Origin of the sequence: Neobacillus sp. DY30 (assembly GCF_030123065.1) — a bacterium.
Classification (GTDB): domain Bacteria; phylum Bacillota; class Bacilli; order Bacillales; family Cytobacillaceae; genus Neobacillus.
Genome location: NZ_CP126093.1, coordinates 1,487,718 through 1,514,492 on the forward strand (window position 1 = coordinate 1,487,718; position 26,775 = coordinate 1,514,492).

At 36.6% G+C, this 26,775-nt stretch carries 27 protein-coding genes; 19 read left to right on the forward strand and 8 right to left on the reverse strand.

Going from position 1 to position 26,775, the window contains the following annotated elements; translation table 11 throughout:
* Positions 1 to 3 precede the first annotated feature (3 nt).
* From QNH29_RS07235 to QNH29_RS07245, 3 genes are all read left to right on the forward strand, one after another.
* Positions 4 to 3,006 carry an AAA family ATPase gene (locus QNH29_RS07235; protein WP_283864142.1) on the forward strand — a complete coding sequence of 1,001 codons (3,003 nt, stop codon included), beginning with the start codon at positions 4 to 6 and terminating at the stop codon, positions 3,004 to 3,006.
* Positions 3,007 to 3,045: 39 nt separating this feature from the next.
* Positions 3,046 to 3,990, forward strand: a complete 945-nt coding sequence (gene yhaM, locus QNH29_RS07240) for a 3'-5' exoribonuclease YhaM (RefSeq protein ID WP_283864143.1) — start codon at positions 3,046 to 3,048, stop codon at positions 3,988 to 3,990.
* A gap of 109 nt (positions 3,991 to 4,099) precedes the next feature.
* A complete protein-coding gene (locus QNH29_RS07245; RefSeq protein ID WP_283864144.1) occupies positions 4,100 to 4,288 on the forward strand; it encodes a sporulation YhaL family protein in 189 nt (62 codons plus the stop codon).
* Positions 4,289 to 4,332: 44 nt separating this feature from the next.
* Here QNH29_RS07245 and QNH29_RS07250 read toward each other — a convergent pair whose 3' ends face one another.
* Positions 4,333 to 5,193 (reverse strand): peptidylprolyl isomerase, encoded by an 861-nt coding sequence (locus tag QNH29_RS07250; protein WP_283864145.1) that lies wholly within the window; start codon positions 5,191 to 5,193, stop codon positions 4,333 to 4,335.
* A gap of 328 nt (positions 5,194 to 5,521) precedes the next feature.
* On the opposite strand from QNH29_RS07250, the gene QNH29_RS07255 reads away from it, so the two are divergent.
* Together QNH29_RS07255 and QNH29_RS07260 are read left to right on the forward strand one after the other, a co-directional pair.
* Positions 5,522 to 5,611: a YjcZ family sporulation protein gene (locus QNH29_RS07255; RefSeq protein WP_179158254.1), complete on the forward strand. Its 90-nt coding sequence runs from the start codon at positions 5,522 to 5,524 to the stop codon at positions 5,609 to 5,611.
* Between the two features lie 61 nt (positions 5,612 to 5,672).
* The gene (locus QNH29_RS07260) at positions 5,673 to 5,765 is read left to right on the forward strand and encodes a YjcZ family sporulation protein (RefSeq protein WP_283864146.1); all 93 of its coding nucleotides are present in this window, start codon (positions 5,673 to 5,675) and stop codon (positions 5,763 to 5,765) included.
* An 80-nt stretch (positions 5,766 to 5,845) separates the two neighbouring features.
* On the opposite strand, the gene QNH29_RS07265 is transcribed toward QNH29_RS07260, so the two are convergent.
* Complete coding sequence (locus QNH29_RS07265) at positions 5,846 to 6,025, reverse strand: hypothetical protein (RefSeq protein WP_283865553.1); 180 nt, start codon at positions 6,023 to 6,025, stop codon at positions 5,846 to 5,848.
* A 216-nt stretch (positions 6,026 to 6,241) separates the two neighbouring features.
* Here QNH29_RS07265 and QNH29_RS07270 point away from each other — a divergent pair, with 216 nt between their 5' ends.
* Complete coding sequence (locus tag QNH29_RS07270) at positions 6,242 to 6,580, forward strand: DUF1878 family protein (RefSeq protein ID WP_283864147.1); 339 nt, start codon at positions 6,242 to 6,244, stop codon at positions 6,578 to 6,580.
* On the opposite strand, the gene QNH29_RS07275 is transcribed toward QNH29_RS07270, so the two are convergent.
* Positions 6,577 to 7,152, reverse strand: a complete 576-nt coding sequence (locus QNH29_RS07275; protein ID WP_283864148.1) for an HTH-type transcriptional regulator Hpr — start codon at positions 7,150 to 7,152, stop codon at positions 6,577 to 6,579. The two genes, QNH29_RS07270 and QNH29_RS07275, sit on opposite strands and share 4 nt — an antisense overlap.
* Positions 7,153 to 7,430: 278 nt before the next feature.
* Between QNH29_RS07275 and yhzF the strand changes: the two genes are divergently transcribed.
* Complete coding sequence (gene yhzF, locus QNH29_RS07280; protein ID WP_283864149.1) at positions 7,431 to 7,619, forward strand: membrane protein YhzF; 189 nt, start codon at positions 7,431 to 7,433, stop codon at positions 7,617 to 7,619.
* Positions 7,620 to 7,676: 57 nt separating this feature from the next.
* Here yhzF and QNH29_RS07285 read toward each other — a convergent pair whose 3' ends face one another.
* Both QNH29_RS07285 and QNH29_RS07290 read right to left on the reverse strand, forming a co-directional pair.
* Positions 7,677 to 8,201: a tryptophan transporter gene (locus tag QNH29_RS07285; protein ID WP_283864150.1), complete on the reverse strand. Its 525-nt coding sequence runs from the start codon at positions 8,199 to 8,201 to the stop codon at positions 7,677 to 7,679.
* Positions 8,202 to 8,341: 140 nt separating this feature from the next.
* On the reverse strand, positions 8,342 to 8,761 hold the full coding sequence (locus QNH29_RS07290) for an HIT family protein (protein WP_283864151.1): 420 nt from the start codon (positions 8,759 to 8,761) through the stop codon (positions 8,342 to 8,344).
* A gap of 581 nt (positions 8,762 to 9,342) precedes the next feature.
* Between QNH29_RS07290 and QNH29_RS07295 the strand changes: the two genes are divergently transcribed.
* From QNH29_RS07295 to QNH29_RS07305, 3 genes are read left to right on the forward strand one after another with little or no spacing between them, the layout of a single operon-like run.
* Positions 9,343 to 10,083 carry an ABC transporter ATP-binding protein gene (locus QNH29_RS07295; protein ID WP_283864152.1) on the forward strand — a complete coding sequence of 247 codons (741 nt, stop codon included), beginning with the start codon at positions 9,343 to 9,345 and terminating at the stop codon, positions 10,081 to 10,083.
* A complete protein-coding gene (locus tag QNH29_RS07300; protein WP_283864153.1) occupies positions 10,076 to 11,287 on the forward strand; it encodes an ABC transporter permease in 1,212 nt (403 codons plus the stop codon). Before QNH29_RS07295 ends, QNH29_RS07300 begins: the two co-directional genes overlap by 8 nt.
* Positions 11,288 to 11,335: 48 nt before the next feature.
* The gene (locus QNH29_RS07305) at positions 11,336 to 12,058 is read left to right on the forward strand and encodes an EcsC family protein (protein WP_283864154.1); all 723 of its coding nucleotides are present in this window, start codon (positions 11,336 to 11,338) and stop codon (positions 12,056 to 12,058) included.
* An 18-nt stretch (positions 12,059 to 12,076) separates the two neighbouring features.
* Here QNH29_RS07305 and QNH29_RS07310 read toward each other — a convergent pair whose 3' ends face one another.
* On the reverse strand, positions 12,077 to 13,255 hold the full coding sequence (locus tag QNH29_RS07310) for a M20 family metallopeptidase (protein ID WP_283864155.1): 1,179 nt from the start codon (positions 13,253 to 13,255) through the stop codon (positions 12,077 to 12,079).
* Between the two features lie 132 nt (positions 13,256 to 13,387).
* Here QNH29_RS07310 and QNH29_RS07315 point away from each other — a divergent pair, with 132 nt between their 5' ends.
* Positions 13,388 to 14,020, forward strand: a complete 633-nt coding sequence (locus QNH29_RS07315; RefSeq protein WP_283864156.1) for a phosphatase PAP2 family protein — start codon at positions 13,388 to 13,390, stop codon at positions 14,018 to 14,020.
* 28 nt (positions 14,021 to 14,048) lie between these two features.
* Here the strand turns inward: QNH29_RS07315 and QNH29_RS07320 are convergent, their stop codons facing one another.
* Both QNH29_RS07320 and QNH29_RS07325 read right to left on the reverse strand, forming a co-directional pair.
* On the reverse strand, positions 14,049 to 15,446 hold the full coding sequence (locus tag QNH29_RS07320) for a hypothetical protein (protein WP_283864157.1): 1,398 nt from the start codon (positions 15,444 to 15,446) through the stop codon (positions 14,049 to 14,051).
* 221 nt (positions 15,447 to 15,667) lie between these two features.
* Complete coding sequence (locus QNH29_RS07325) at positions 15,668 to 16,159, reverse strand: antibiotic biosynthesis monooxygenase family protein (RefSeq protein WP_283864158.1); 492 nt, start codon at positions 16,157 to 16,159, stop codon at positions 15,668 to 15,670.
* 252 nt (positions 16,160 to 16,411) lie between these two features.
* On the opposite strand from QNH29_RS07325, the gene hemE reads away from it, so the two are divergent.
* The 8 genes from hemE (at position 16,412) to QNH29_RS07365 (ending at position 26,708) form a co-directional block, all read left to right on the forward strand.
* Positions 16,412 to 17,458: a uroporphyrinogen decarboxylase gene (gene hemE, locus QNH29_RS07330; RefSeq protein WP_283864159.1), complete on the forward strand. Its 1,047-nt coding sequence runs from the start codon at positions 16,412 to 16,414 to the stop codon at positions 17,456 to 17,458.
* A 177-nt stretch (positions 17,459 to 17,635) separates the two neighbouring features.
* Complete coding sequence (hemH, locus tag QNH29_RS07335) at positions 17,636 to 18,586, forward strand: ferrochelatase (RefSeq protein WP_283864160.1); 951 nt, start codon at positions 17,636 to 17,638, stop codon at positions 18,584 to 18,586.
* Between the two features lie 16 nt (positions 18,587 to 18,602).
* Positions 18,603 to 20,024 carry a protoporphyrinogen oxidase gene (gene hemY / locus QNH29_RS07340; RefSeq protein ID WP_283864161.1) on the forward strand — a complete coding sequence of 474 codons (1,422 nt, stop codon included), beginning with the start codon at positions 18,603 to 18,605 and terminating at the stop codon, positions 20,022 to 20,024.
* A gap of 99 nt (positions 20,025 to 20,123) precedes the next feature.
* Positions 20,124 to 20,858, forward strand: coding sequence for an MBL fold metallo-hydrolase (locus QNH29_RS07345; protein WP_283864162.1), 735 nt, complete (start codon positions 20,124 to 20,126; stop codon positions 20,856 to 20,858).
* Positions 20,859 to 20,873: 15 nt separating this feature from the next.
* Positions 20,874 to 21,860, forward strand: a complete 987-nt coding sequence (lplA, locus tag QNH29_RS07350; protein WP_283864163.1) for a lipoate--protein ligase — start codon at positions 20,874 to 20,876, stop codon at positions 21,858 to 21,860.
* Between the two features lie 184 nt (positions 21,861 to 22,044).
* Positions 22,045 to 23,265 (forward strand): ATP-grasp domain-containing protein, encoded by a 1,221-nt coding sequence (locus tag QNH29_RS07355; RefSeq protein WP_283864164.1) that lies wholly within the window; start codon positions 22,045 to 22,047, stop codon positions 23,263 to 23,265.
* Between the two features lie 290 nt (positions 23,266 to 23,555).
* A complete protein-coding gene (locus tag QNH29_RS07360; protein WP_283864165.1) occupies positions 23,556 to 24,290 on the forward strand; it encodes a YheC/YheD family protein in 735 nt (244 codons plus the stop codon).
* A 42-nt stretch (positions 24,291 to 24,332) separates the two neighbouring features.
* Complete coding sequence (locus tag QNH29_RS07365) at positions 24,333 to 26,708, forward strand: YheC/YheD family endospore coat-associated protein (RefSeq protein WP_283864166.1); 2,376 nt, start codon at positions 24,333 to 24,335, stop codon at positions 26,706 to 26,708.
* The last annotated feature ends 67 nt before the right edge of the window (positions 26,709 to 26,775 follow it).

Sequence of the window (26,775 nt, forward strand, 5' to 3'; positions counted from 1 at the left end):
TGATTGAAAATCCAGGAGATACATATATACGGATTTGGTCAATTAACGAATACGGTGATAAAGGACCTATCTGAAATTCAAGTGTTTTATGGTGAAAATGAGGCTGGAAAATCAACAATTATGGCATTTATTCATGGAATACTATTTGGGTTCCCAACGAAGCAATCATCAGAACTTCGCTATGTACCAAAAAACGGCTCAAATTATGGCGGCAAGCTTAGAATATTCTTTGATGAGGTTGGATTAGCTACGATAGAACGGATTAGAGGCAAGGCTTCTGGGGCCGTTACTGTTACACTGGAGGACGGAACAACAGGTGAAGAAGAACTGCTCAAGCAGCTGCTTGGAAAAATGGATAAAGGACTTTTCCAAGCAATTTTTTCTTTTAATTTACATGGGCTGCAAAATATCCACCAAATGAAAGGGGATGAATTGGGCAGGTTCCTATTCTCTGCTGGTACACTCGGAACAGAAAGACTAGCGAAAACAGAGGCAGAACTTCAGAAGGAATTAGAAGCTCGTTTTAAACCAAGCGGGAAGAAGCCGGTGGTAAATGAAAAACTCAAGGCCCTTCATGAACTTAGTAGTGACCTTAAAAAGGCAGCAGCAAAAAATCAAGGTTACGAAGTATTGATCTTAGATAAAGATAGAATTTCTAAGGAAATAGAAGACATTAAGCATGCACTGCAGGATGTAAAAAATGAAGTAGAAAGGTTAAATGAATGGCAAAAAATTCATTTACTCGTCAAAGAAGAAAGATGGATACATACAGAAATTAAGTTACTTGGGGAAAAACAATTCCCTGCCAGAGGTATTGAACGAATAGAAAAATTAAATCAGCTTATCTATCCTTACAATGCCCGGATTTCAAGTATATTGGAAAGAATCACTCAATTAAAAAGGGAATTGACCTCTATTCAGCCGGAGGAGCAATTACTTGAGGGTGAATCACAAGTACTTGCTGGATTAGACCAAATACCTGTTTATGAGCAGTTGACTCTGGAAAAGCAACAGTACGAATTGGAATTAGCAAATTTAGAAGAAAAAATCTCCATTATAAAGGAAAAACTTCACTTACCGTTAAGCGAAGAAGATGTTCAAACGATAAACACCAATATTTATATGAAAAATCAAGTAGAGCAGGCAGCGAGCAGAAAGAAAAAGCTTATTGAAGTAAAACAGGACCTTGAAGAGAAATTTCAAGAAGAAAAAAACACTCTAGAAGAGCTAGAAAGAAAAGTTAGCTTTGCACAAACACATATGATTCCCGCTCATGAGAGAACTCGGCTTGAAATGTTAGTCAGTGAAGAAGGTGAAAAAAGAACAGTCGAATATGAATTAAAGACAGTTCAAGAGAAAATAGAGTATTATCGGAATACTCATGAACAGGATAAGAAAAGACTTGCTGTGATAAACAAACAGAAACAAATTCAGTTTTTAGCCATTGGCGCAATATTACTGATCCTTTCTTTTTATGGTTTATATACCAAGCAGTGGATTCTATTGGTTTTTGGGGTATTAGGAACCTTACTAATTGGGTTATTTCTAAGTAAAAACCAACCTCAAAAAAATGATACCAATATGAATCAAACTCTAAGTCGGTTACTTGAAGATGAAAAAAGAATTCTTCAAAAACTAGAGGCCTATAAAAAAAGCAACATCCCAGCCCTTCAAGAAAAATTGAAGCAGGATAATTACTGGAGAGAGCAGCATCAGCTATTAAAAATTAAGCTCGACCAGCAGCAATCTCATTATGAAAAAGTTATCAGGAAATTTGAGGAATGGGAGACAGAAGCAGCAGGTAATAAAAAAATAATACTGAAACTGAGTAGTGAACTTCATATTCCTGAATATATAGCAGATTCTTTTTTCCTTGAAGCATTTCAGCTAATTGAACAATATAAGTTACTAATAAGAGATAAAAAGAATTTACAAGCAAGGATGGAACATATTAACCTCGAACAGGCTAACATTTCTGAAGGACTCACCTCATACGCAAAACAATATCTAGCAGAATACGGTAGTGATTTTGCTAAAATTGGGTATTTATTAAGGAATAAACTAAAAGAAGAACATGGAAAGGCAGTAAAAATCCAAGAAAAGCAGGGAAAGTTAGATGACCTTGAGGCGGACCTTCATCAAATGAAACTTGAACAAGCACATTTAATCTCGGAGAAAAATAAGCTCCTTGAAGAAGCAAATGTGGAGGAAGAAGAGGCTTTCTATGAGCTTGGAAAAAAATATGAAATAAAGTTAAAGCTCATTGAAAGGCTGGACGATATTAGTAAGCAGGTCCAATACTCTTTTCTAAAGGAAGACGAGATAGAAAGGTTGTTACAAGTTCATAATCTAGAAGAACTTTTAATCCACTATCATGAGGAGATCGAAAAGTTATCGTCTAGACTAATTGAACTGCAGGAAGAGCAAGCAGCAGTAAACTACCAAATACAAATTCTTGAAGAAGGAGGATCATATTCGGAGTTACTACACTACTATAAGCAGCAGAAGTTTGAATTAGAAGAAGCTGCAAAAGAATGGTCAGTTTACTGTTTAGCACAAAACATACTGGCAAAAACGGTTGAAAAGTACAAAAACATTCATCTGCCAAGAATGCTTGCAAAAGCAGAGGAATACCTATACTTCCTAACAGGGGCGCAATATGAACGTATACACCTGCAACAGTCCGGAACAGGTTTTCTTATTGAAAGAAACGATCACACTTTATTTGAGGCAAATGAGTTAAGTCAAGCTACTACAGAGCAAGTATACGTTTCTCTAAGACTGGCGCTAGCCACCACCCTTTATGAAAAGTATCGCTTTCCAATTATTATAGATGATAGTTTTGTGAATTTTGACGCAAACCGTACCAGTAAGGTAATGGAGCTATTAACTACGCTCGGGACTAATCAAATTTTATTTTTTACTTGTCACAGGCATTTGCTTCCATATTTTTTACCAGAAAATGTCCATTATCTAAATAAAGGTAATGTCGAGGTAATTTCATAGAGAATGTTATACTTGTACTATAGGGAAGGAGAGAGAAAGATGACTAAAGGAGTACTAGATTATGATTTTGGTGTACAGGTTGATCTTTATTTACTTATTAAAAGCGCCACTAAAGGGATTGCCAGTAATGGAAAGCCATTCTTAACACTTATCCTCCAAGATCAAAGTGGTGAGATAGAAGCGAAACTTTGGGACGCTAATGAAGAGGATGAAAAGAATTACACTGCACAAAAAATTGTTAAAATTATCGGGGATATCCATAATTACCGCGGAAAAAGCCAGCTCAAAATCCGACAGATTCGAAGAACGGGTCCAAGTGACACAGTAAAATTGGAGGATTTTTTAGAGACCGCACCATTAAGTCAAGAAGAGATGACTAGTAAACTGACACAATATATTTTCGATATGAAAAATCCAAATATCCAAAGAATTACCCGCCATTTATTGAAAAAACATCAGAAGGCTTTTTTAGAGTATCCTGCAGCAACAAAGAATCATCATGAGTTTGTATCAGGACTTGTCTATCATGTTGTGAGTATGCTCGACCTGGCCAAATCGATTGCTGCGCTTTATCCAAGTCTTGATAAGGACTTGCTCTATGCTGGAGTGATATTACATGATATGGGTAAAGTAGTTGAATTATCAGGACCAATCTCAACCACATATACAGTGGAAGGGAACTTATTGGGGCATATTACCATTATGGTAAATGAAATCGGCAAAGCAGCGGAGGAACTCGGGATAACTGGTGAGGAAGTGTTAATCCTAAAGCACCTGGTATTAAGTCATCACGGAAAGGCTGAATGGGGAAGTCCGAAACCGCCATTAATTAAAGAAGCGGAAATACTCCATTATATTGATAATCTCGATGCGAAAATGAACATGCTCGACCGTGCCTTAGAGAGAGTAAAACCTGGAGAATTTACTGAACGTGTATTTGCTTTAGATAACCGATCCTTCTACAAGCCCATTTTTCATAAATAAGATAACCCATCATCTGGGTTATTTTTTTTGTACCCGTATGAATATTTATTGATAAATCGAATATGTTGTATAAAAAAGTGGACAACCACTAACGAAAGGAGCAATAAAAATGACTATTCCTATTTGGGTATATGCAGTCGTGGTTGGTATTGTAATAAGCGCCTTAATGGCAATCAAAACAGGCAGAGAAGAACGTATGTTAGAAATGGAGAATATTGAAAAAGAGGGAGAAATTTATTTAACACGCCTCGAACAAGAAAAAGAACGCCGTGAGGGAGAAAGAGCCACAGCCGAATAAAATAAAAAAGAAGGAACTCGATGAGTGCCTTCTTTTTTGCCTTATTATTTTGCTGCAGCAGCTGGATCAAGTGCACCTTTTAAATCTTTGTCACTGATTTTAACTTTTGCGTCTTTAATTTCCTTTTGCATCACTTCGTTAATTTTTTCATTTGTTAATTTTGAAGATTTTAATTCTTTTTCCATTTGATCTTTCATTTCTTCATAGGACTTCTTTTCTTTTTTGTCCGTTAATTGGATAATATGATAACCGAATGAACTCTTTACTGGTCCACTGATTTCATCTTTTTTGAGAGCATATGCTGCCGCTTCAAAATCTGGATCCATTGCTCCAGCACCAAACCAGCCTAAATCCCCGCCAGCTTGTTTTGCTGCTTCATCAGTAGAATACGTATTGCTTACATCTTCAAATTTTTCACCAGCATCAAGTTTTTGCTTAACTTCTAATGCCGTTTTTTCATCCGCAACGAGAATATGACGAGCCTTGATTTCAGGCTTATAGTTATCGTAGTATTCCTTTACTTCCTTATCAGTTACTTTTATAGATTTCATGGCAGCCTTTTCCTGCATCATACCAAGTTTCATCGTTTCTTTAAAATCTTCTTCATTTGCGTAGCCGTATTGTGCTAGTGCCGCTTCGAAATTGTCCCCAAGCTGCTCCTTTAATTCATCTACTTTTGCATCTAATTCTTTGTCTGTTACTTCGTACTTCTCAGATAGGACCTTTTCATAAACAAGCTGTTGTAATGCTTGTGCACCCACCTTTTCCTTCATAGCTTCATACAGTTCATCCTGAGTAATATCTCCAGCAGAGCTTTCTGCAACAGTATTACCACCGCTTTGATTACATGCGCTTAAGGCAATAACCCCGCCAGCTAGTGTAAGGGCTAACATCCATTTTTTCATGAGGAACCTCTCCTAAACAGTAAATTCTTGTGGGTTTGTCCACAAATTATACTATAACATAAATGGTAACCACTGCAAAAATATTTCCTGTAATTGTTTTCTGAATTTTGGGCATTTACCCATTGCGAATTAAAAATTCGTACATACGATAACATGTAACAAAAATGAGAACTATTCAGCTGCCTAGCGGCTAAGACGTATTTTTTCTATAGGTTAACACCCAATTAGAAACAGGTGGACTTTTTCCTAAGAAAATAAGGTAAGCGCCTAGTCGAAATGAATACAGCTTGAATAGTATATCGTAGTAAACAAAAAAGGAGGTATTACGATGAGTGGTGGACACGGATACGGAGCAGGATTTGCATTGATTGTAGTCCTATTCATTCTATTGATTATTGTTGGAGCATCTTGGTTTTAATTTAACGCTTACCGCATGATGCAGACAACAGCTTTTACCATCCATGAAAGGGGAGAATCGTGTGTCTGGTTCACATGGTGTCTACGGTGGAGGATTTGCGTTAATCGTAGTCCTATTCATCCTATTAATAATTATTGGAGCATCTTGGTGTTAATTAAAAACATTGTAAAAGCGATGAGAATTTTTTCTCATCGCTTTTATTTTTTCTAACTTAAAACATTACATAAAGTAAACCTATGTATACAAAATTTCCACATAGGATGAAATCAATAAAATTGTGACAAGTACATTTATGGTACGAAATACTTTATGCTGACGCTCTTCCGGAATATCCTTTTGGATACAAAGGGAATTGGTCATTTTGTTAACGAAATATAAAATAAAAATGGCCAAAACAATAAAAATGGAGATCATCATCGATTCCCTCCTTGATGTTCATGATATGTTAATACATTATCAAAAATTTACAAAAAAAGATAGTTAAAAGGAATGGTAGAAAAGTAGGAAATAAATTGAAATAAATATTGAATACACTTAATTATGAGATTTAACTGGAATAGGTTTATATCGACTTAAAAAAGGTTAATAATGAACGTAGGAATGTAAAGCAATGCCCGGAGGTCGAAGTCAATGGACAATTACATTGAATTACAAGCCCGTGTAAGTATTCTCGAATACCATCAAAAGTTACTTTTAAAATTGCTGACAGACCCAAATCTTGAATTCTATAGATTGGTAATTGAGAATGGGATATCAGAACATGAGGTAGAGGCATTCAAACTGCTATGTGAGAATTTGAACATAAAAATGGCAAAACAAAAAGCGGAAGGGTTTATAAATTTTCATCCGCTTTTTAATGAGTTTCTATATCTTATACCTGAAAAACTTAACGCTAAGGAAGTTGTTTATGCTTGTTTAAAACAGCAACTATTTGAACCTCTGTTTAAGGAGTTTACTAAATGTATTTAAGAGAGTTCCTTTTCTGTTTTTTCTGACTTCTTAAGCTTTCCTTCATCCTCGTTAAATTCTGTTTCAATATTATGGAATGAACGTTCAAAGATTTCCATAAAATCTTCACCATAAATATTACGAACAATGGCCATCATTTCAATAATATCGGGAAACTTTCCATACAAATCTCTTAATGGAAGAGCACCAACGAATGCAGCATTGCCACTAGGGTGATAGGATTCCATTAAACGAAGAAAGATGTCTTCGCCTTCAGGTGTGAGCTGAATATACGTATTTCGTTTATCATTTTCTTTCTTTGAAAATGTAAGCAATCCTCTTTCTTCTAACTTTTTTGAAAAATTGAATGCTGTTGAGACATGCATAACACCAAACTTTGCCACATCTGAAATAGACGCCCCATTTAAGTGGTATGCAATCCAAAGGATATGATGTTCATTAATATTTAGATCAAATGGTTTTAACCATTGCTGCCAATCCTTCTCAATTGATTTCCACAGGGCTTTACTTAATTGTGCAATCCTTTGGCTAAATAGCATCGCTTCTTTCATTGAATACTGTTTCTCCGACATCCCCAATTTCACCTACTTTTTTATTTCTCTATTAACATTATGCCAATAAAATAAAAATTAATAAAGATGTAAATTCACAAAATTTTTAGAAATTACCTATTTTTCTGCTTGAAATTTATTATTTTTTTATTTTTAGTACAAATCTGAAAAATTAGTTCTTCTATATTTTACGTTTTTTCTTTTAATAATGCCAACCTTTTGAATATTCTACATAGGGAAGGACAGTAAATCATATTAATGATAGTACAACTATTTGTGTTATCAATAGGGGGTAGTACATGAAAAGCCTGATTTCAGTTCTTTTTTTACTAAGTATATCGTTATTTGTCGGTGCGATTTGGAATGCTCTGGCTTTAAAAAGACCAGGTTTTTATCCACCTAAACAAATTCTAAAAAAACGGGCGGCAGCTTTGGCAGGCGGTGGAATTATAATTTTGTTAGTCACGATTGTTTTATCAAGCTTTTGATCTTTATTTGATGTTTATAGAAAGAAAAGAACCTTTCTAGGGTTCTTTTCTTTTGTGTTATTTTGAAATGACCATTGAGGATGTCTTTGTTCTTTTTACAACTGAAAGAGCAACTGGATACAAAATAACCATAATAATTGTGTTCAGTGCAATTGCAGGTAAAACACCAGCAGCAAATAAAGCTGTGAAAGAACTTGGTAAGCCTACAATGTAATATGCGGCTCCCAAAAAGACAGATCCCGAAACTAATGTCCCAATTGCAGTTAAGACGGCAACACTGATAATGGAGTTTTGGTATTGCTTTAACGCCAAAAACAAACCAAAAAAGACTAAGGCAGTTATGGGCTTATCAATGATATTTGGGAGTTGACCTCCAGGAAAACCTGTTGTGAGTGCAGACAGTCCTCCAGTCACAATGGATAATAACATAACACTTTTAATTTCTGGAATAAGAATAATTCCCAAAAACATCATTGCCAGCATCATATCTGGTTTAATGGTAAGGAAGGCAGGCATTACCGTATGCAAAACTACCCCTATTCCCGCCAAAAGTGATAGGACTACTAGATTCTTTGTATTCATTTCTCATCTCTCCTCTGCTTATCTAAGCTATTTGTTCCTCCTGCAGTGCCCTAATTGCCTGCAGCGAAAAACTTGTAATCATTATATCACAGGAATATAAGAATAATAAAGATATAATTTTCAGACAATTTTATAATTCGTTAGAAACGCTTAGCGATATTCGCTGCCATCTCCTGTAGTGTCTGTTGGGTATAATCGCTAGTATTGGATTTCCAAACAGCTCCAAATCCGTCACCTTTACCATAGCGCGGAATTAAATGGATATGAAAATGGAAAACTGTTTGCCCTGCATGTTCTCCGTTATTATTAACAAGGTTTAATCCAAGCGGGTTAAATTCCGTTTTTAGCGCATTTGCAATTTCAGGTACAGATTCAAATAGGTTTTTAGCGATTTCAGGAGTCAGTTCAAATAAATTTTCTTTATGTACTTTAGGGATTACTAATGTATGTCCTTTTGTTACCTGACTGATATCAAGAAAGGCTAAAACATGTTCATTTTCATATACTTTTGCTGCTGGGATGTCACCATTAATAATTTTACAAAAGATACAATCACTCATTTAATACACAGCCCCTTTTAGGTTTATATCCGTATTTTACCATACGTTTTAGCAATAAAAAAAGAAAGAGGCAGGATCCGCATGGAATCCTGCCCTCTCGAAGGGGAATTGCTTCATCTTATACGTTCATTCAGGAATTACGTTTGATAAACACCTCATTTGGCAATTTAGTGTTTTTTATAAACAGTAATTATTGTTCAAGCTGACCATCCCCTATGTTTTATAGTTTTATCAACTTATAAAAACGGATGATAATCTGCCGTAAACACCTCATTTATTTTTTGATAAATAGCTGGTGTTAATTGAACTCTAAATGGTTACTAGGCATTGTGTGCAAAACAACCATCCCCTTATTTGAAACGTTTAGAAGCTGCGTGTTTGAAAAGTTAAATGTCTTTGACAGACACCTCATTTCAAATTTTGATGAATCACTTCATCGAGTAGGTGTTTCCCCTTCAAATATTATGATGTCCGTTTTGATTTGAAATATACAAATGAAAATCAAAAATTTGAATTTCTATTTTTATCAATAATGATTTGGTAAAATGTAAGGTAATCATGCAATAGGAAGGACGGAGCATATGTCTTTATTATCAATTGAAAACCTTACGGGAGGATATACAAGGAATCCAGTCCTAAAAGATGTTACTTTTGAAGTAAAAGAAAAAGAATTGGTTGGATTAATCGGTCTAAATGGTGCCGGGAAGAGTACAACGATTAAACACATTATCGGCTTAATGGAGCCTCATAGCGGGGCAGTCAAAATTAATGGACGTTCCATTACAGAAGATAAGGATACTTATCGGAAGATGTTCACTTTTGTTCCGGAAACCCCCGTACTATACGAAGAACTTACCCTGGAAGAACATTTACGATTAACGGCTATGGCATACGGATTAGATGAGTCTACATATAAACAAAGAATTGGGAAGTTATTAACTGAATTTCGAATGGAAAAAAGACTGAAATGGTTTCCAGCTCATTTTTCTAAAGGAATGAAACAAAAGGTAATGATTATGTGCGCTTTTTTGGTGCAGCCTTCCCTCTATATTGTTGATGAGCCATTCGTCGGTCTTGACCCACTTGGTATTCAATCACTTCTTGATTTAATGAAGAAGATGAAAGAAAACGGGGCGGGCATATTAATGTCGACCCATATTCTTGCCACTGCCGAGAAGTACTGTGACAGATTCGTCATACTCCATGAAGGAAAGGTTCGAGCAAAAGGTACTCTTTCCGAATTGAGAGAACAGTTCTCGATGCCTGTGGCTTCCTTAGATGATTTATATATTCAATTAACAAAGGAAGAAAATTATGTTTGATGAGAAAAAGCTATGGAAAGATAGATCTGTCCATCGTTTAAAAGAATTTGGTGTGTATCTTCGATATATCCTTAATGGTCACCTAGTAGTTGTCCTTCTATTCTTAATAGGAACGGCAGCCTTTTATTATCAAAATTGGATAAGCTCATTGTCACCGGAGTTTCCAGCGGCGTTAATTATTGCGGTTATTTTAGGTGTATTTTTAACGCGCAGCCCTGTATATACTTTTTTACTTGAGGCTGATCAAGTGTTTTTAATTCCGCTTGAAACGCGTTTAAAAGGTTACTTTTTGCGTTCTGGGTTACTCAGCTTAGTTTTTCAGGGATATATATTACTAATGGTTTTAGCTGTAGTTATGCCAATGTATGCACATGTCAGCGCAAACGGGTTTCAATCATTTTTTATTTTCTTACTAATACTGCTGGTCATTAAAAGCTGGAATATTGCTGTAAACTGGAAAATTCACTATTATGTACAGCCATCCGTATATACTTGGGACATGTTTGTCCGTTATTTCATTAATGTCTTATTTACCTTTTTGCTATTTAGCAACGCACATATCCTTTTTTTATTGATATTTGCTTTGATTATGGCATCTTATTACCGTTCTTTTTATGTCAGGACGAAAAAAATGGGCTTGAAATGGGATTTACTTATTGCTCAAGAAGAAAAGCGTATGGCGTCTTTTTACCGGCTAGCCAATTTATTCACAGATGTACCGAAATTAAAAGATACTGTAAAAAGAAGAAAATGGCTGGATTGGCTTATTAATCGGATTTCCTATTCGCAAGATAAAACCTTTGATTATTTATTCGCAAGAACATTCCTGAGATCATCCGATTATTTAGGTCTTTTTATACGATTAACTGTAATAGGTGCATTAGCATTGTATTTTATTTCATTTGGGGCCGGGCAAATCGTGCTTTCACTCTTATTTATCTATTTAACAGGATTCCAGCTGCTGCCATTATGGAATCATCACCAAAACAAGCTTTGGATTGATTTGTATCCAGTGTCCCATAACTATAAAACAACTGCTTTTCAATCCCTTCTAATGAGGATTCTGATTATTCAATCCTCTATATTTACAGTCGTTATTTTGTTTAAAGGAGATTGGGTGTTTTCATTATTCATCCTCTTGTCAGGACTGCTATTTAGTTACTTATTTGTAAATGTTTATAGTAAGAAAAGACTAAAAGCATGAATGGATTGGAAACAAACCTAATATCTTTTTGCTGAGGGGAGTGGAAGCATGAATGAATATGAGTTGAAAGTATATAGTGATGTGGTTGAATGGAAAAGAAAATTAACCAGACGATCAGGGATGATGAATCGAATTTCAAGAAAAGCACAAGGAAAAATTAATGAAATGATTCCTGAAAAGGTGCATGAGGTGATGACAGAAAGCATAAAGGGAATGGTTAAAACCACCTTATTTGGTTCGCAGCTTACGACCAACAAAAACCAAGCATCTGGCCTGACGCTGGAAGAACGTGATGAATTAATGAGGAAAAAGACTGCAATTTTCCAAAAAACAGCGTTGGTCGAAGGAGCAGGGACAGGTGCTGGGGGCATTCTTCTCGGGCTGGCCGATTTTCCTTTGCTCTTGTCGATAAAAATGAAATTTCTTTTTGAAGCCGCAGCTATTTATGGGTTTAATACGAAAGAGTTCGAAGAGCGGTTGTTTATTCTTCACATCTTTCAGCTTGCGTTTTCAAGTGACGATATCCGCCGTGAAACATTATCTGAAATTGAAAACTGGGAATCTAGAAAGCAAGAGCTCGTTGAGATGGATTGGCGTAAATTTCAACAAGAATATAGAGATTATATTGATCTTGTTAAGATGTTCCAGTTAGTACCAGGAATTGGTGCGTTTGTAGGTGCGTATGCAAATAATAGTCTGCTCAAACACTTGGGAGAAACGGCGATGAACGCATATAGATTAAGGATCCTAACAAAAGCCCCTGAATTTTAAACAATTCAGGGGCTTAGCTTATTTTAAATTGTGTATTTTTATTGCTGCTGTCCCGAGCGTCTTCGCAGCTATTAACATGGCTTTCTCATCAATATCAAACTTTGGATGGTGGTGTGGATAACCTGGATTTGCACCAGGGGGCTTTGCGCCTGTGAAAAAGAAGGTACCTGGTACTTCCTTCAAGTAATAAGAAAAGTCTTCTCCACCCATTTGCAACTCAGATTCTTCAATCATTGTTACCTCGGGAACATCCTTAGCCGCAGCAACCAAAAACTCTGTTTCTTTTGAATGGTTGACGACTGCTGGATAACCTCTCTCATATAAAAATTTATAGGTGCTGCCAGACATTAGGCAGGTGCCTTGAATAATTCTCTCCATTTCGTCTTCGATGTATTGGCGAACATCATCATTAAAGGTGCGGACAGTCCCGATAAGCTTTGCTTTATCTGCAATTACGTTAAATGCATTTTCAGCGGTAAATGAACTAACTGTGACAACTGCAGACTCAACTGGATTTACTTTCCTGCTGACAATTTGCTGCAGATTTAAAACTAACTGTGAAGCAGTGACAATGGCATCCTTTGTCTTATGCGGCTGTGCACCATGACCGCCTTTCCCCTGAATATCAATCTCAAAACGATCAGCTGCCGCCATAATCGGGCCGATTCGATATTGGATGGTCCCGGTCGGTTCGCTGGCCCATAAATGAGTTCCAAATATGACATCAACACCATCTAAGCAGCCGTCCTCAATCATGCTGATGGCTCCACCTGGTGCATATTCCTCAGCATGCTGATGGATAAAGACATAGTTTCCTTCAAGGTCAGCCTTCAATTCATTAAGTACTTTTGCAAGGATAAGAAGAGTGGCAGTATGTCCATCATGTCCGCAGGCATGCATGACACCGGGAACTAAGGATCTATAGGGTACATCCTTTTCATCCTGAATAGGCAAAGCATCAAAATCAGCTCTTAATGCAACAGTTTTCCCTGGTTTGCTGCCATATACTTTTGCTACAACTCCATTTCCTCCAATATTTCCTGTTACTTCTATTCCCAACTTTTCATAGAATTCCTTTATAAATAGAGCTGTATTATATTCTTGAAAGGATAATTCTGGATGTTGGTGCATAAACCTGCGTATCTTGACCATATCTTCATAGTAAGCTTCTAATTTTGAAAACAATTCCTTTAACATAAGAAACCTCCGAACACCAAGTTTTTAATCTCATTTTCAAACTATTTTAACACTTTTACACTATTATGTAGATTTAAAAGTAAGTTTTCTTTATAATTTTATAGAATTTAGATAGAAAGGATAATGAAACAAATGCTAAAAAGGGATTTTTCTACATACTTAGTTTTAGGCTTTGCAATCGTAATAGCACTCTATACTTCTATTAAAGTAGCTGCTAAACATACTTTTTGGTTAGATGATAAACTAGCGGACTTATTTGCTTATGTACCGGATACGCTTAACCCGTTTTTCCTTATTATAACTGAATTAGGGGATAAGAAGGGGATTGGCATTGTTGCCTTGATTGTTTTAGGCTGGTTATTGCTAATAAAACGAAATCTATTAGGTGCTGCTGCGATTGCTTTGAGTGTTGCTCTAGGAAATGAAGTCAATAAACTTCTCAAGGACCTGATTTCACGCCCAAGACCAGAGCTTGACCATCTGGCACATGTGGATAGCTTAAGTTTTCCAAGCGGACACGCAATGGTGGGATTGATTTTCTATTATTTTATTGCCTATCTTGCGCTGGAGGGGATGAAATCCGCAACTGCGAGAAGAATGGTTATTATCCTAGCCGTACTATTGCTATTATTAATTGGAGCAAGTCGAATCATTCTTCAAGTCCATTACCCAACAGATGTCATTGGAGGGTTTGCTTTTGGCTATATTTGGGTGACCGCTTCCATATTTATTTATAATTTCTTTAAGAGGAGATTGAAAAAATAACCACAAAAAAGAGGCTGCTGCCTCTTTCTTATATTATAAACATTGCGACAATCGTAGTAACTGCGAGACCGATTACTACTGGAAGTAAATTTCGCCTTGCTAACTCAAATGGGTCAACGTTACAAATAGCGGCTGCAGGGATTAACGCCCAAGGTACTAATGTTCCGCCCCCTACCCAAATAGCTGCAATTTGACCAAGTGCAGTTAGAGTAGCTACACCTTTACCAATGGCAGCTGCAAACAAGCCCGCGACTGAACCTGCAAGTGATATTCCTGAAAACCCAGATCCATCCAGCCCCGTAATTGCTCCTACAGTAGTAAGTGTTACTGCTCCAACCACTTTACTCAAAGGAACGATATTTGCTAACGCAATTCCAAGGTCGTTTACAATACCTTGAGAAGCATCTGGTAAAAAGTCACCGATTATTTTACCAAAACCCGCGTCACCTAAATAGAAGAATGCCGCAATTGGGATGACTGGACCAAAAACCTTGAAACCAAATGTGAACCCTTCAATCAAATAGCTTGTAGTTTTTTCAAGACCTTTATTTTTATGGCTGACCATGGTGATTAGGAGGAGGATAAAAATAGATGTACCGCCGATTAATGCAGTAGCATCACCGCCAGTCAGATCAAGGATAAACATACCGGCTACGTCAATGGCGAATAATATCGGAATCAGAATGGCAAAGAATCGCTTTTGAAAAATGGTGAGGAGATTTTTCTCGTAAGTGGTTTCATTTGATGAATCTACAGGTACATAAGGGGTTGGCTGCAGGACACCATTTTTCATATCTCTTCTTAGGAAATAGAAGGCAGCGACAGTGGTCACAATCCCCATTACAAACACTAGAGGGATACTCGCATGGATGATATCACTGATTGGAATTCCGGCTGCATCAGAGGTTAATTTGGGCGCAGCCTGGATGACAAAGTCTCCTGATAAGGCTATACCGTGACCAAACAAGTTCATCGCCATGGCAACACCCAAAGCTGGCAATCCTGCACGCAAGGCGACAGGAAGCAGAACGGCTCCTAATAGTGCCACAGCTGGGGACGGCCAAAAGAACCAGGAAATGACCATCATTAATATACCAATGGTCCAATATGCAAGCGCAGGGTTACGAATTAATTTTGTAAATGGTGAAATCATCACATCGTTTATTCCGGTAGAAGTTAGGGTTTTGCTCATTGCCACAATAATGGAAATAACTAAGATGGTTGATAACAATTCAGTAATCGCATAAATAAAACTGTTGAAGATGCTGCTAACTGAACTGCTTAAGGAGCCCGTTGCAGTAATAGCAATAAGGAATATACCGAGGATGCAAATTAGGGTGGTATCTCTTCGTTTGACCATAAATCCGATAATAAGAGCAATAAAGACAACATATATCCAATGAAGAGCGGAAAGCTCGACAAGCATAAAATGACCTCCTTTCATCATCATCTAAGGACGAAAATAGGTATTCGCCCTTGGATGTAATACAGAATATGAAAAAAGTTTTAGGTGGTGAGTGGTATTTATAATAATTCATTCATCAAGTGTGACCAAGAGAGAGTGATTACAAGGCGTTGTTTATGAGGCGAAACAGGCGGGGATTTTCATAAAAATGGTCACAAGAGGATACTTGTGACCAACCATTACTATTCAGCAGATATAGTATATTTACTGACATATGGTGCGCTTGTAAATATGTTTGAGTAATTAACATTTTCATAACTTTTTTTTATGCTAGAATCTAAAAGAGTTTTACTGTTTTCAAAGGTGAGTGCACTTTCCCAAGCCGTTAAGATTATATAAGTATTAGAGGATAACGGGCGAAAAATTCGGATTGCGTTTAGTCCCATCTCTTTCTCAATCAGGTTCGGGAGATCCTTAAGCCGGTATTCAAATAGGGGCCTGCTTTCTTCTGGTACTGGAATGTTGTAAATGACAACATAGCCCTTCTTCTCAATTAACCCAGATGACGCTAGTACCTCATATTTACTTGGTTCCTTAAAATGAGACGGTTTAGTGGTTTCATGTATCAGGAGGGCACTATCTTCGTTAACCATTGTCACCATTGATTCAGCAGGATAACTCATTTCAATCCCCTTCAAGTATTCAAATGTTCCTGTGGTTATATATGCATTCATTTTTATTACCTCATTCGTTTCATTTTCCTTACAAGGGTATGTTCCCTAACTTAAATAAATTCATTCCTCATTTTCCAACATTCCTTTTACATAAAAACGACTTTTTTTTGACACTTTCCATCGTAACCTGTACACAAATAGGAATAATCGATATAGTGAAATCAATGCTATGGACTCTATAAAGTTTTTAATTTTATGCCACATATATTAAAATATAACGAGACATGTCTTTTGAAAGGTGGATTTATTTACATGACGAAGCAAATCAACGATACATTTTTAAAAGCAGCAAGAGGAGAAAAGACTGATCACGTGCCAGTTTGGTACATGCGTCAAGCAGGACGCTCACAGCCGGAGTATAGAGAAATTAAAGAAAAGTACTCATTGTTTGAAATTACTCACCAGCCTGAGCTATGTGCGTATGTAACCCGCCTTCCAGTAGAGCAGTACAATGTTGATGCAGCTATTCTTTATAAAGATATCATGACACCGCTGCCAGCAATTGGTATGCAGGTGGAAATAAAATCTGGGATTGGTCCTGTCATTGACAATCCAATCACATCTTTAGCAGATGTTGAAAAACTAGGTGAGCTTCATCCCGAAGATGACGTTCCTTACGTATTAGATACCATTAAATTATTAACCCAAGAACAATTGTCAGTTCCTTTAATTGGGTTTTCTGGGGCGCCTTTCACACTCGCTAGTTATATGATTGAAGGGGGGCCTTCGAAAAACTATAATAAGACAAAAGCATTTATGTACTCGGAACCAAAGGCGTGGTTCGCTCTAATGGAAAAACTTGCGGACATGATTATTACATATGTAAAATCACAGATTAAGGCAGGAGCTAAAGCTATTCAAATCTTTGATTCCTGGGTTGGAGCGTTAAATGTTGAGGACTACCGTTACTTTATAAAGCCTGTCATGAATAGAATTTTTACAGAGCTGAGAGAAGAGAATGTGCCGCTAATTATGTTTGGAGTAGGTGCGAGTCATCTTGCTTTAGAGTGGAATGACCTCCCGCTTGATGTAGTTGGTTTGGACTGGCGTTTGCCTATCCAGCAAGCAAGAGGAATGGGTATTCATAAAACTGTTCAGGGTAATCTTGATCCAGCCATCCTGTTATCACCTTGGGAAGTAATTGAAGAAAGAGCTAAGGCGATTCTAGACCAAGGGATGGCTCAGGGCGGCTATATCTTTAACCTTGGACATGGTGTATTCCCATCGGTCAACCCGGCCACACTGAAAAAATTAACCTCATTTGTCCATGAGTATTCTGCATCAAAACTAAGCAGATAAATACTTCTTCGAGTGTTTATATTGGTAAGATAAGTGTCTTTTTGGCACAATATAATATGCATGAAAAGAGAGGGCCCTAAACAATTAGCGGCCCTTTAAATCCTGATATAAGCCTGTGATAGACAAAATCCCTATCAAAGGCTGAAAGCGGCCAGATATTAAAATGAGGTGCGGAAAATGACGAAAAAGAAAATGGGATTACTCGTAATGGCATACGGAACCCCCTATCATTTAGATGACTTGGAACGTTACTATACACATATACGGCATGGCAGAAAGCCTACCCCAGAAATGATTGAAGAATTAAGGAATCGGTATGAGGCCATAGGAGGTATTTCACCATTAGCTAAAATTACTATGGAGCAGGCGAAAAAACTCGAAGAGCATATTAATCAGGTTCAAGATGAAATACAGTTCAAAATGTATCTTGGCTTAAAGCATATTGAACCTTTTATCGAGGATGCGGTTAAGGAAATGCATTCAGATGGAATTAAAGAGGCTGTTAGTATTGTTTTGGCGCCTCATTATTCAACTTTCAGTATTAAGTCCTATAATAACCGGGCAAATGAAGAAGCTGAAAAGCTCGGAGGCATTACGATTATATCCGTTGACAGCTGGTATAATGAACCAAAATTTATTCACTACTGGGCAGGTAAGATTAAGGAAATATATGACCAAATGCCTCAAGAAGAAAAAGATGAGGCTATGATGATTGTTTCTGCCCATAGTCTGCCGGAGAAAATCTTACAGTTTGGTGATCCTTATCCAAGCCAGCTTCAGGAAACCGCTGATCTGATTGCAAAACAAGCTGGTATCACTAAATATACGATTGGCTGGCAAAGTGCAGGGAACACACCTGATCCATGGTTAGGGCCAGATGTGCAAGATTTAACGAGGAACTTAGCAAAAGAACATCCATACAAAGCATTTGTTTACGCGCCAGTTGGATTTGTGTCTGAACACTTGGAAGTCCTTTATGATAACGATTACGAGTGTAGAATAGCAGCCGAGGAAGTAGGAGCGAAATACTATCGTCCTGAAATGCCGAACGCACATGCCGATTTAATAGATGCCATGACAACAGTTATTTTAGAAAAATTAGCAAACCGAAGCAATCAGACTAAATGAAAGAAGGTTGACATCCGTGACGGAAGAAAAAAAGAAGGTAGCCATTATTGGGGGCGGAATAGCGGGCCTAACTGCAGCATTCTACCTTCAAAAAATCGTTAATGATAAAAAGCTGCCTCTTGAAATCAAACTGATCGAAGCTTCACAACGTCTCGGAGGTAAAATGCAGACCGTTAAAAGAGACGGTTTCATCATTGAAAGAGGTCCGGATTCCTTCTTAGCTAGAAAAACCAGCATGATTAAACTTGCTAAGGAAGTAGGGATGGAGGAGCAGCTAGTATCTAATTCGACAGGGAAATCTTATGTGCTGGTAAATGACAAACTCTATTCGATGCCCGGTGGCTCGATTATGGGAATCCCGACTGAAATAGGGCCATTTATCACGACCGGTTTGTTTTCAGTACCAGGTAAACTAAGAGCAGCTGCCGATTTTATTTTACCAAGATCGGCAAGAAATAGTGATCAGTCTTTAGGTGAATTTTTTCGAAGAAGGCTGGGCGATGAGGTAGTTGAAAATTTGATAGAACCATTATTGTCGGGGATTTATGCCGGTGATATTGATCAAATGAGTTTAATGTCAACTTTTCCACAATTCTATGAGGTTGAACAAAAATATCGCAGTCTCATTCTGGGAATGAAAAAAAACACACCAGCAAAACCGAAGACGCAACAACCTGCCGAAAGGAATAAAGGTGCTTTTTTAACGTTTAAATCGGGTCTTCAGTCCTTTGCAGAAGGTATTGAAGCGAAACTTGATCCGAATTCCTTATTAAAAGGGCACCGAGTCGATAGTATTACTAAGTCAGATAATCAATATGAGATTTATTTAAATAACGGTGAAACATTAAATGCTGATTGTATTATTGCTGCAACACCTCATAAAATAACACAATCCATGTTCTCGGCCTATCGATTTTTTGACCCTTTCAAGTCAGTACCATCTACATCTGTTGCAACGGTGGCACTGGCATTTCCTGAGGAGGCCATAACAAATGAGATTGATGGAACGGGTTTTGTTGTCTCTAGAAATGGTGATTATTCTATAACAGCTTGTACATGGACCCATAAAAAATGGGCACATTCAACTCCAAAAGGCAAGGTGCTGCTGCGCTGCTATGTAGGGAGAGCCGGGGATGAAACGATTGTTGACCTTTCTGATGATAGAATTATTCAAATCGTTCTAGATGATTTAAGCAAGACAATGAATATTGGTATGCAGCCTGATTTTGCTGTTGTTTCACGCTGGAAGGATTCTATGCCGCAGTATACAGTGGGACACAAACAGCGGCTAGAGACCATTAGACAGCATATAAAATCGGAGCTGCCAGGTGTCTTTTTAGCCAGTGCCTCTTTCGGCGGAGTAGGACTTCCTGATTGTATTGACCAAGGTGAAGAAGCTGTAAAAGGGGTATTAGAGTATCTCAATGTCAAAGAATAAAAGTGAAGCTGTTTTCTAAATAGCTTCTTTTTTGTCTAGTACTAGCAGCCTAAACTATGCGGTTCCGCTTTTCTATTTAATAAAGAGGGGGAATTTTAGTTGAAGTTAACAACAATTGGTTTTTGGGGTGGATATCCAAAACAAAATGGTGCAAGCTCTGGATATATACTTGAGCATGATGAATTTAAACTGTTGATTGACTGTGGCAGTGGTGTCCTCGCGAAAATGCAAAATATCATTCAGCCGGAAGAGCTGGATGCTGTTTTAATTTCTCACTACCACCCAGACCATATTGCGGATATAGGGGTTCTGCAGCATGCACGGTTGATTCAGGGCTTTTTAGGAAAGAGTTTTCCTACATTACCTATCTATGGACATTCATTGGACCAAGTGGAATTTGCAAAATTAACCTATAAAGAAATTACGAAGGGAATTGCATATTCACCTAATGATGTACTTACTGTTGGACCCTTCCAGGTAACATTCTTAAAAACTGATCATCCAGTGTCTTGCTATGCAATGAGGATTGACGTGAACGGAAAGTCAATCGTTTACACAGCAGATAGTTCCTTTAAAGAAGAATTTATTGATTTTACTAAAGGCGCTGACCTATTATTATGTGAATGTAATTTCTATCAACATCAAAATGGGAAGTCTGCAGGTCATATGAATAGCACTGATGCAGGAAGATTTGCTTCCAGAGCAGGTGTTAAACAATTAATCTTAACTCATCTCCCGCATTACGGAGATTTATCAAAGCTTATTAGTGAAGCGGGTGAAGAATATACTGGTATAATAAGACTAGCAGGAGAATTTCAAACCATCTCACTATAAGAAGGGGAAAATAATATGTTATTTATTGATAATAAAGGGATTACCGATCCAAGAGTAAATCTTGCAATTGAAGAGTACGCCTTAAAAAATCTCGATATCAATGAAACCTATTTATTATTCTACATAAATGAGCCATCGATTATTATTGGAAAAAACCAAAATTCGGTAGAAGAAATTAATACGGAATATGTTGAGCGAAATGGTATCCATGTGGTCCGCAGATTGTCTGGCGGAGGAGCCGTCTATCACGATCTGGGCAATCTTAATTATAGCTTCATCACAAAAGATGATGGTGATAGCTTTCATAATTTCCGTAAATTTACAGAACCGGTCATTGCAGCACTGAAACAGATGGGAGTTAATGCAGAATTGAGTGGAAGAAATGATATTTTAGCTGAAGGCAGGAAAATATCAGGCAATGCTCAATTCTCAACAAAGGGGCGTATGTTCACCCATGGAACGCTTCTTTTTAAATCGGAAATGGATCACATTGTCTCGGCATTAAGAGTGAAAAAGGATAAAATTGAATCCAAGGGAATTAAGTCCGTTCGGAGTCGAGTGGCTAATATTTCAGAATTTTTGACTGAAGAATGGACAATAGAAGAGTTTCGTGCAGCGTTGCTGAAGTCTATTTTTCAAGGGGAAGAAGTAACAGAATACGTGCTAACCGAAGATGATTGGGAGAAAATCCATCAACTTTCCAAGGAGCGCTACCAAAATTGGGATTGGAATTATGGTAAATCACCGAAATTTAATCTCCAACATTCCCATCGTTTCCCAGTGGGACAAATTGATGTCCGCTTAGATGTTGAAAAAGGAATTATTGAAAACTGTAAAATCTATGGTGACTTTTTTGGTGTTGGCGATGTTAGTGATGTTGAAAATAAACTAAAGCATGTTCGCTACGGAAAGAACGATATAGAAGCAGCACTTAAAGATGTCGACACAACTTATTATTTTGGAAATGTATTAAAAGAAGATTTTATCAACTTAATTTATTAAAGTTTAGCACGGTGAAACAGTCACCGTGTTTTTCTTTTTGGTAGGTATACAGAGACAAGGTATAAATCCTTTTCGCAAAAGACGACTAATTTCGTGATATGTGTAAAAATGTCATACAAAACTCAAATTCCTTCATAACATATAGGGCGTTCATCTTTGTCAGGGGAAAATAGGAGTGAGGATAATGAGGACGATCATATTTATTGGTTTAAATAAATCCGGTTCAAGCAGAGAAGCAGTAAAAGCGGCAAATGAATTAGGATATTATACAGTTGTTTTTACCAATCAGGAAAAGCAAATTCAGCAAAGAAGTGAATATAAGGATGTTCATCAACTGACTTTAGTGGACCTTTACAATATCGAAGAGATAAAAGAACAAATTGATATTTTACTGGATCGTGGAAATGAAATAAAAATTATTACCAGTTTTGTTGCAAAATACGTTCAGACAGCATCAATGTTGGCTGACGAATACTGCGAAAACTATTTATCAACGGAAGCTCTTGCTATTATGGAAAATAAGGAAAAAACTAGAACCTTTTTCGCTAATCAATCATTTACTCCCGGATTTAAGTTAATAACAAATGATATACCAATGCCTTTTGTTCTCAATTACCAGAATTTAAAGTTCCCGTTGGTAGTGAAGTGTGCTTCTTCAACTGGCTCAAAGGACGTCATCTTTGCAGAAGATATGAAGAAACTAGAAAAAAACGTAAATAAGCTGCGTTCCAAAGATCCAAGTGAAACCATCATCATTGAAGAATATGTGGATGGAGACCAATATTTAGTGGAGGTTCTGGTCAGCAACTGGAAGGTTCTTATTGGTGCTGTTATTAAGCAAGAAATTACAAAGGGGAAACGTTTTATTGTAACGGGATACGGGGTGTTAGTAGAAGTACCGCGACATCTAGAAGACAGTTTACTGGATGTTATTGAAACAATTGTGTCCTCTTTAGAATTTCAAAATGGTGCCTTTCATTTGGAACTAAGATTGACAGAGGATGGCTGGAAACTAATCGAAATAAATCCTAGAATCTCCGGCGGGGCAATGAACAAGATGATTCAAGCTGCTTTTGGTTATTGCTTAGTGGAAGAAACACTAAAGTTGTTAATAGGAGAGACTCCTTCTTTAGTAAAGTCTACAAACCATTATGTCTTTACACAGTATATCATCCTTGAAAATAAAGGCATTTTAAATAAGGTAACAGGCAAGGAAAGGGCAGCGGCTACACCAGGTGTGGTGGAAGTATACGTCAAGCCGAGGAGGGGAACATATGTAACACCTCCGTTATCAATGGGTCATCGCTATGCGTATGTAATTGCCAAAGGAGATACGCTCGAAGAAGCAGAATATATTGCAAAGCAAGCTGCGAATGAGATTGCCTTTCACCTCAGAAGAGAGTAAAACGATCCCCATTCTGTGTTTAACTGCCTTTCGTATTGATTAATTGAAGCTATATTTAATTAATACAAAAAGGTTGTCTCTTATGAGGCAATCTTTTTATGTATAGATTTTTACATAGTAACAATTCATTTAGTGGACTAGTTTTTTGCCTTATTTTATTTTAAATATGCTATTAATGGAAATGGTAGTTAAACATCCAATTTAGAAATTGATACAGGCATTTATATTTTTTCAAAATAGACTATAAATGAGGCTAAAGGTAGTACAAAAAATATAAAAGGGGAAGTAAAATGGGTGTTTCGTTTGGGAAATGGACAAAACATAAATTGATGTCAAAGGATGAAAGGCTTTCTTCCTATTTGCCTGATACTCAATACTTAACTAAAAGTTCATTAAATATAATGTTAGAGAAATATAATCAAATAATGGTAAAGCCGTGCTTTGGTTTTCAGGGGAGAGGAATTATCCAACTCTCTTCATTATCAGATGAAGTATTTGTACTTCATATTGAACGCAGTAAAACATTCATAAACGTCAAGGAGAACATATACGACTACTTAAAAGAGAATCACTTTCCAAGAAAACGACAGCGGTATATTGTTCAGCAATTCATTCCACTTGCAACCATAAATAATAATCCATTTGATGTTCGGGTAATGGTACAAAGAAAAAAAGATTCATTGGAGTGGGTAGTAACTGGAAAACTTGCAAAAGTGGCGGCAAATAACTTTGTGGTGACTAATGTAGCAAAAGCTTTATTACCTGTGGAGGTTGCAATTGAAAAATCACTGGTAAACAACGAAAAAATTAAAGATATTGTAGCAGAATTAGAGGAAGTTTCCTTGTTAATTGCTCAACAGCTAACAAAATCCTATACCAATAAACGTGTATATGGAATAGATCTTGGTATTGATACTGAAGGGAAGGTCTGGATTATAGAAGCAAACCTAAGACCTGCTGTTTCAATGTTCAAATTATTAAATGATGGCTCTTATGAAACAATTAAATCTTATAAAAAAGGATAAAAGTGGATAAGTCTAACATCTGCCTATACTTTTTAGTGAGCAATGAATATAAATTATTGTAAAGGTACTAATTACCTGTTTATGTTAGGAGGTGGAGGCATGAGTATGGAAAACGTTGGGGTACTACTTTCTAAAAGGGAATGGAGTAGGCTATTTAGTAAAAAATACAAAAAAGACGAAATATGGCATATGTATGCTAGGAAAGGAAAAGAGTTAAACCTAAAAATTCAATTCTTTAGACTTAATGATATTTCGCTTGAAAGTTTAAAAACTCGTGCAATTGAAATTCAGAATAATTCAATCATAATAAAGGATACAATTGACATCCCTTCAATTATTTATAACACAACAATGTTTTATAAAAAAAAGAATATTCAAAAATTGAAGGAACTTTCTAACCACCCCGAATTTCAAGTCCTGAATGAGCACCATATAATAAAGAAAAAAGAATTATGTGCACTAGTAGATTCATATTCTGATATAAGTATAGATTTTGACGAAGAAATAGACGATAACAATACTTTATATACTTTATACGTATTAGGTCAAAAAAACTTAAATAATAAATGGCAATCCACGCTTATGTACGCAAAAGATTCTAACCAAAAAATATACTATTTAGAAGATGCTGCAATGGATGAATTATGGGAGTGTAGCCAAAAGGTTTTAAATATCATCCACTTTTATTACCCTGGAATTTTCGAAATTGGGATTGTATTTTCATTAAATAGGAATGGTTTCTATTCTTTAAGTTCAACCTGTCCGATCAGTACCATTATTAAAGACATTTTTGGATGGAACACTAAGATTTGTGGGAAAATATGTAAATTTCCGTTAAAGGTTGCTAAGGAAATACTACAACAAAAGAATTCTCACGATGAAATCAGAAATGAATATAGCCTTGCGTATCCAACACAATCAACAGAGCTGTTACCAAGTCCGGAATCTAAAGATAAACTGATCATGCTTTCAAATGAGGAAAGTATTAATCTCTGGATCAAATTAAAGGAGTTTCAGGATGAGGAAATGTGCCTGAAATTACCAATGCTTCAGTCAAAATTAATCACCAGTGACCAAATCTCCATCCAGTTTGGAATTAAGGAACAAACATGTAAAATTGACATCCTTGAAAGGGATTTTCGTTTAAACGAAAATTCATTTACCAATCCCGCAGAAGTAATTATCTCTAGTTCTCTTTTAAAGAAGCTGCATATACCTTTGGACTTGATATATCAGTTAAAAATATCAAACAATAAAGTAATAATTGGTCCATCCATTGGATTGTTGTTAGGGGAAAACAATCATCTGTACAATCCAACCTATATGGAAAAGTACTCTGACCGTTTAATGGAATATGAGAAATTTGGAGGAGTAGTTTTTGCCTTTTCCACGCGTTCCATCGATTGGAATGAAGAGATTGCCTATGGGATGCTGTATGATCCAACTCTTAAAAAGTGGAGATATGATTCTGTACCAATTCCAGCTGCCTTGTACCGTAGAAATTTTCATCAAAATCATGATAGGATTAACCAACTAATAGAAATGACAAATAAGAATTTATTCAATTCCCATTACTTTAAGAAATCCGATCTAATTTTATTAAAAGATGAAAAGGAAATTCGTAACCATGTTCCAGCCACACATCTGTTGAAAAATAGCGATGATTTAATTCAATTTATTCAGGATACGGAAAAAGTTATATTGAAGCCTATCAGCCTTTCAAGAGGGAGAGGTATTCTTATACTGGAAAAAAATCAAGACCATGATGATGGCTATATCTTATACGACCATCAAAATGAGTTAATACTCCGGCATCTGATTCCTGATAACAAGGGATTAGAAGAAATGATAAAGAAGTTAAATATTTTAAATAAGCAATATTTGTATCAAACTTACATTCCGCTTCTGAAAATAAACAACCGCCCTTTGGATGTGCGAGTAGTGATGCAAAAATATGATAAAAAAAGCTGGAAATGCACTGGTATTGAATGCAGGGTTGCCGGTGAAAATGAGGTGTTAACCAATATTGCAAGAGGCGGAGAAGCAATGACCTTGGAGGAAGTAGTAATTGGATCAGGAATAAATCAATCATACGATAATATTTATGAGAGTATTATAAATCTTTGTCAGAAGTTCTGTTCTTTAATAGATAGAAAAGACCAACACTATGCAGAATTTGGTTTAGATATCGGTCTTGACCAAGAGGGGTTTCCATGGATTATTGAGGCAAATATTTTTCCGAGTTTTAAAGGCTTTAAAGAAATGGACTATGAATTGTACTTAAAAATACGCACTCAGCCTATCTTTTATGCTGTTCATTTACAAGGATTTAACATAAGTGAAAATGAGGTGGGGAGTTCCAATGAAACAGGTAATATAAAAATTGTCACTCCTACCCAACAAAATTACTTCCTTTAAGCATTTTAGAATTTGGCTAAGACGAGCTAAAAGCGTTTAAATAATATCAAGAATTATAAAAGGCCTC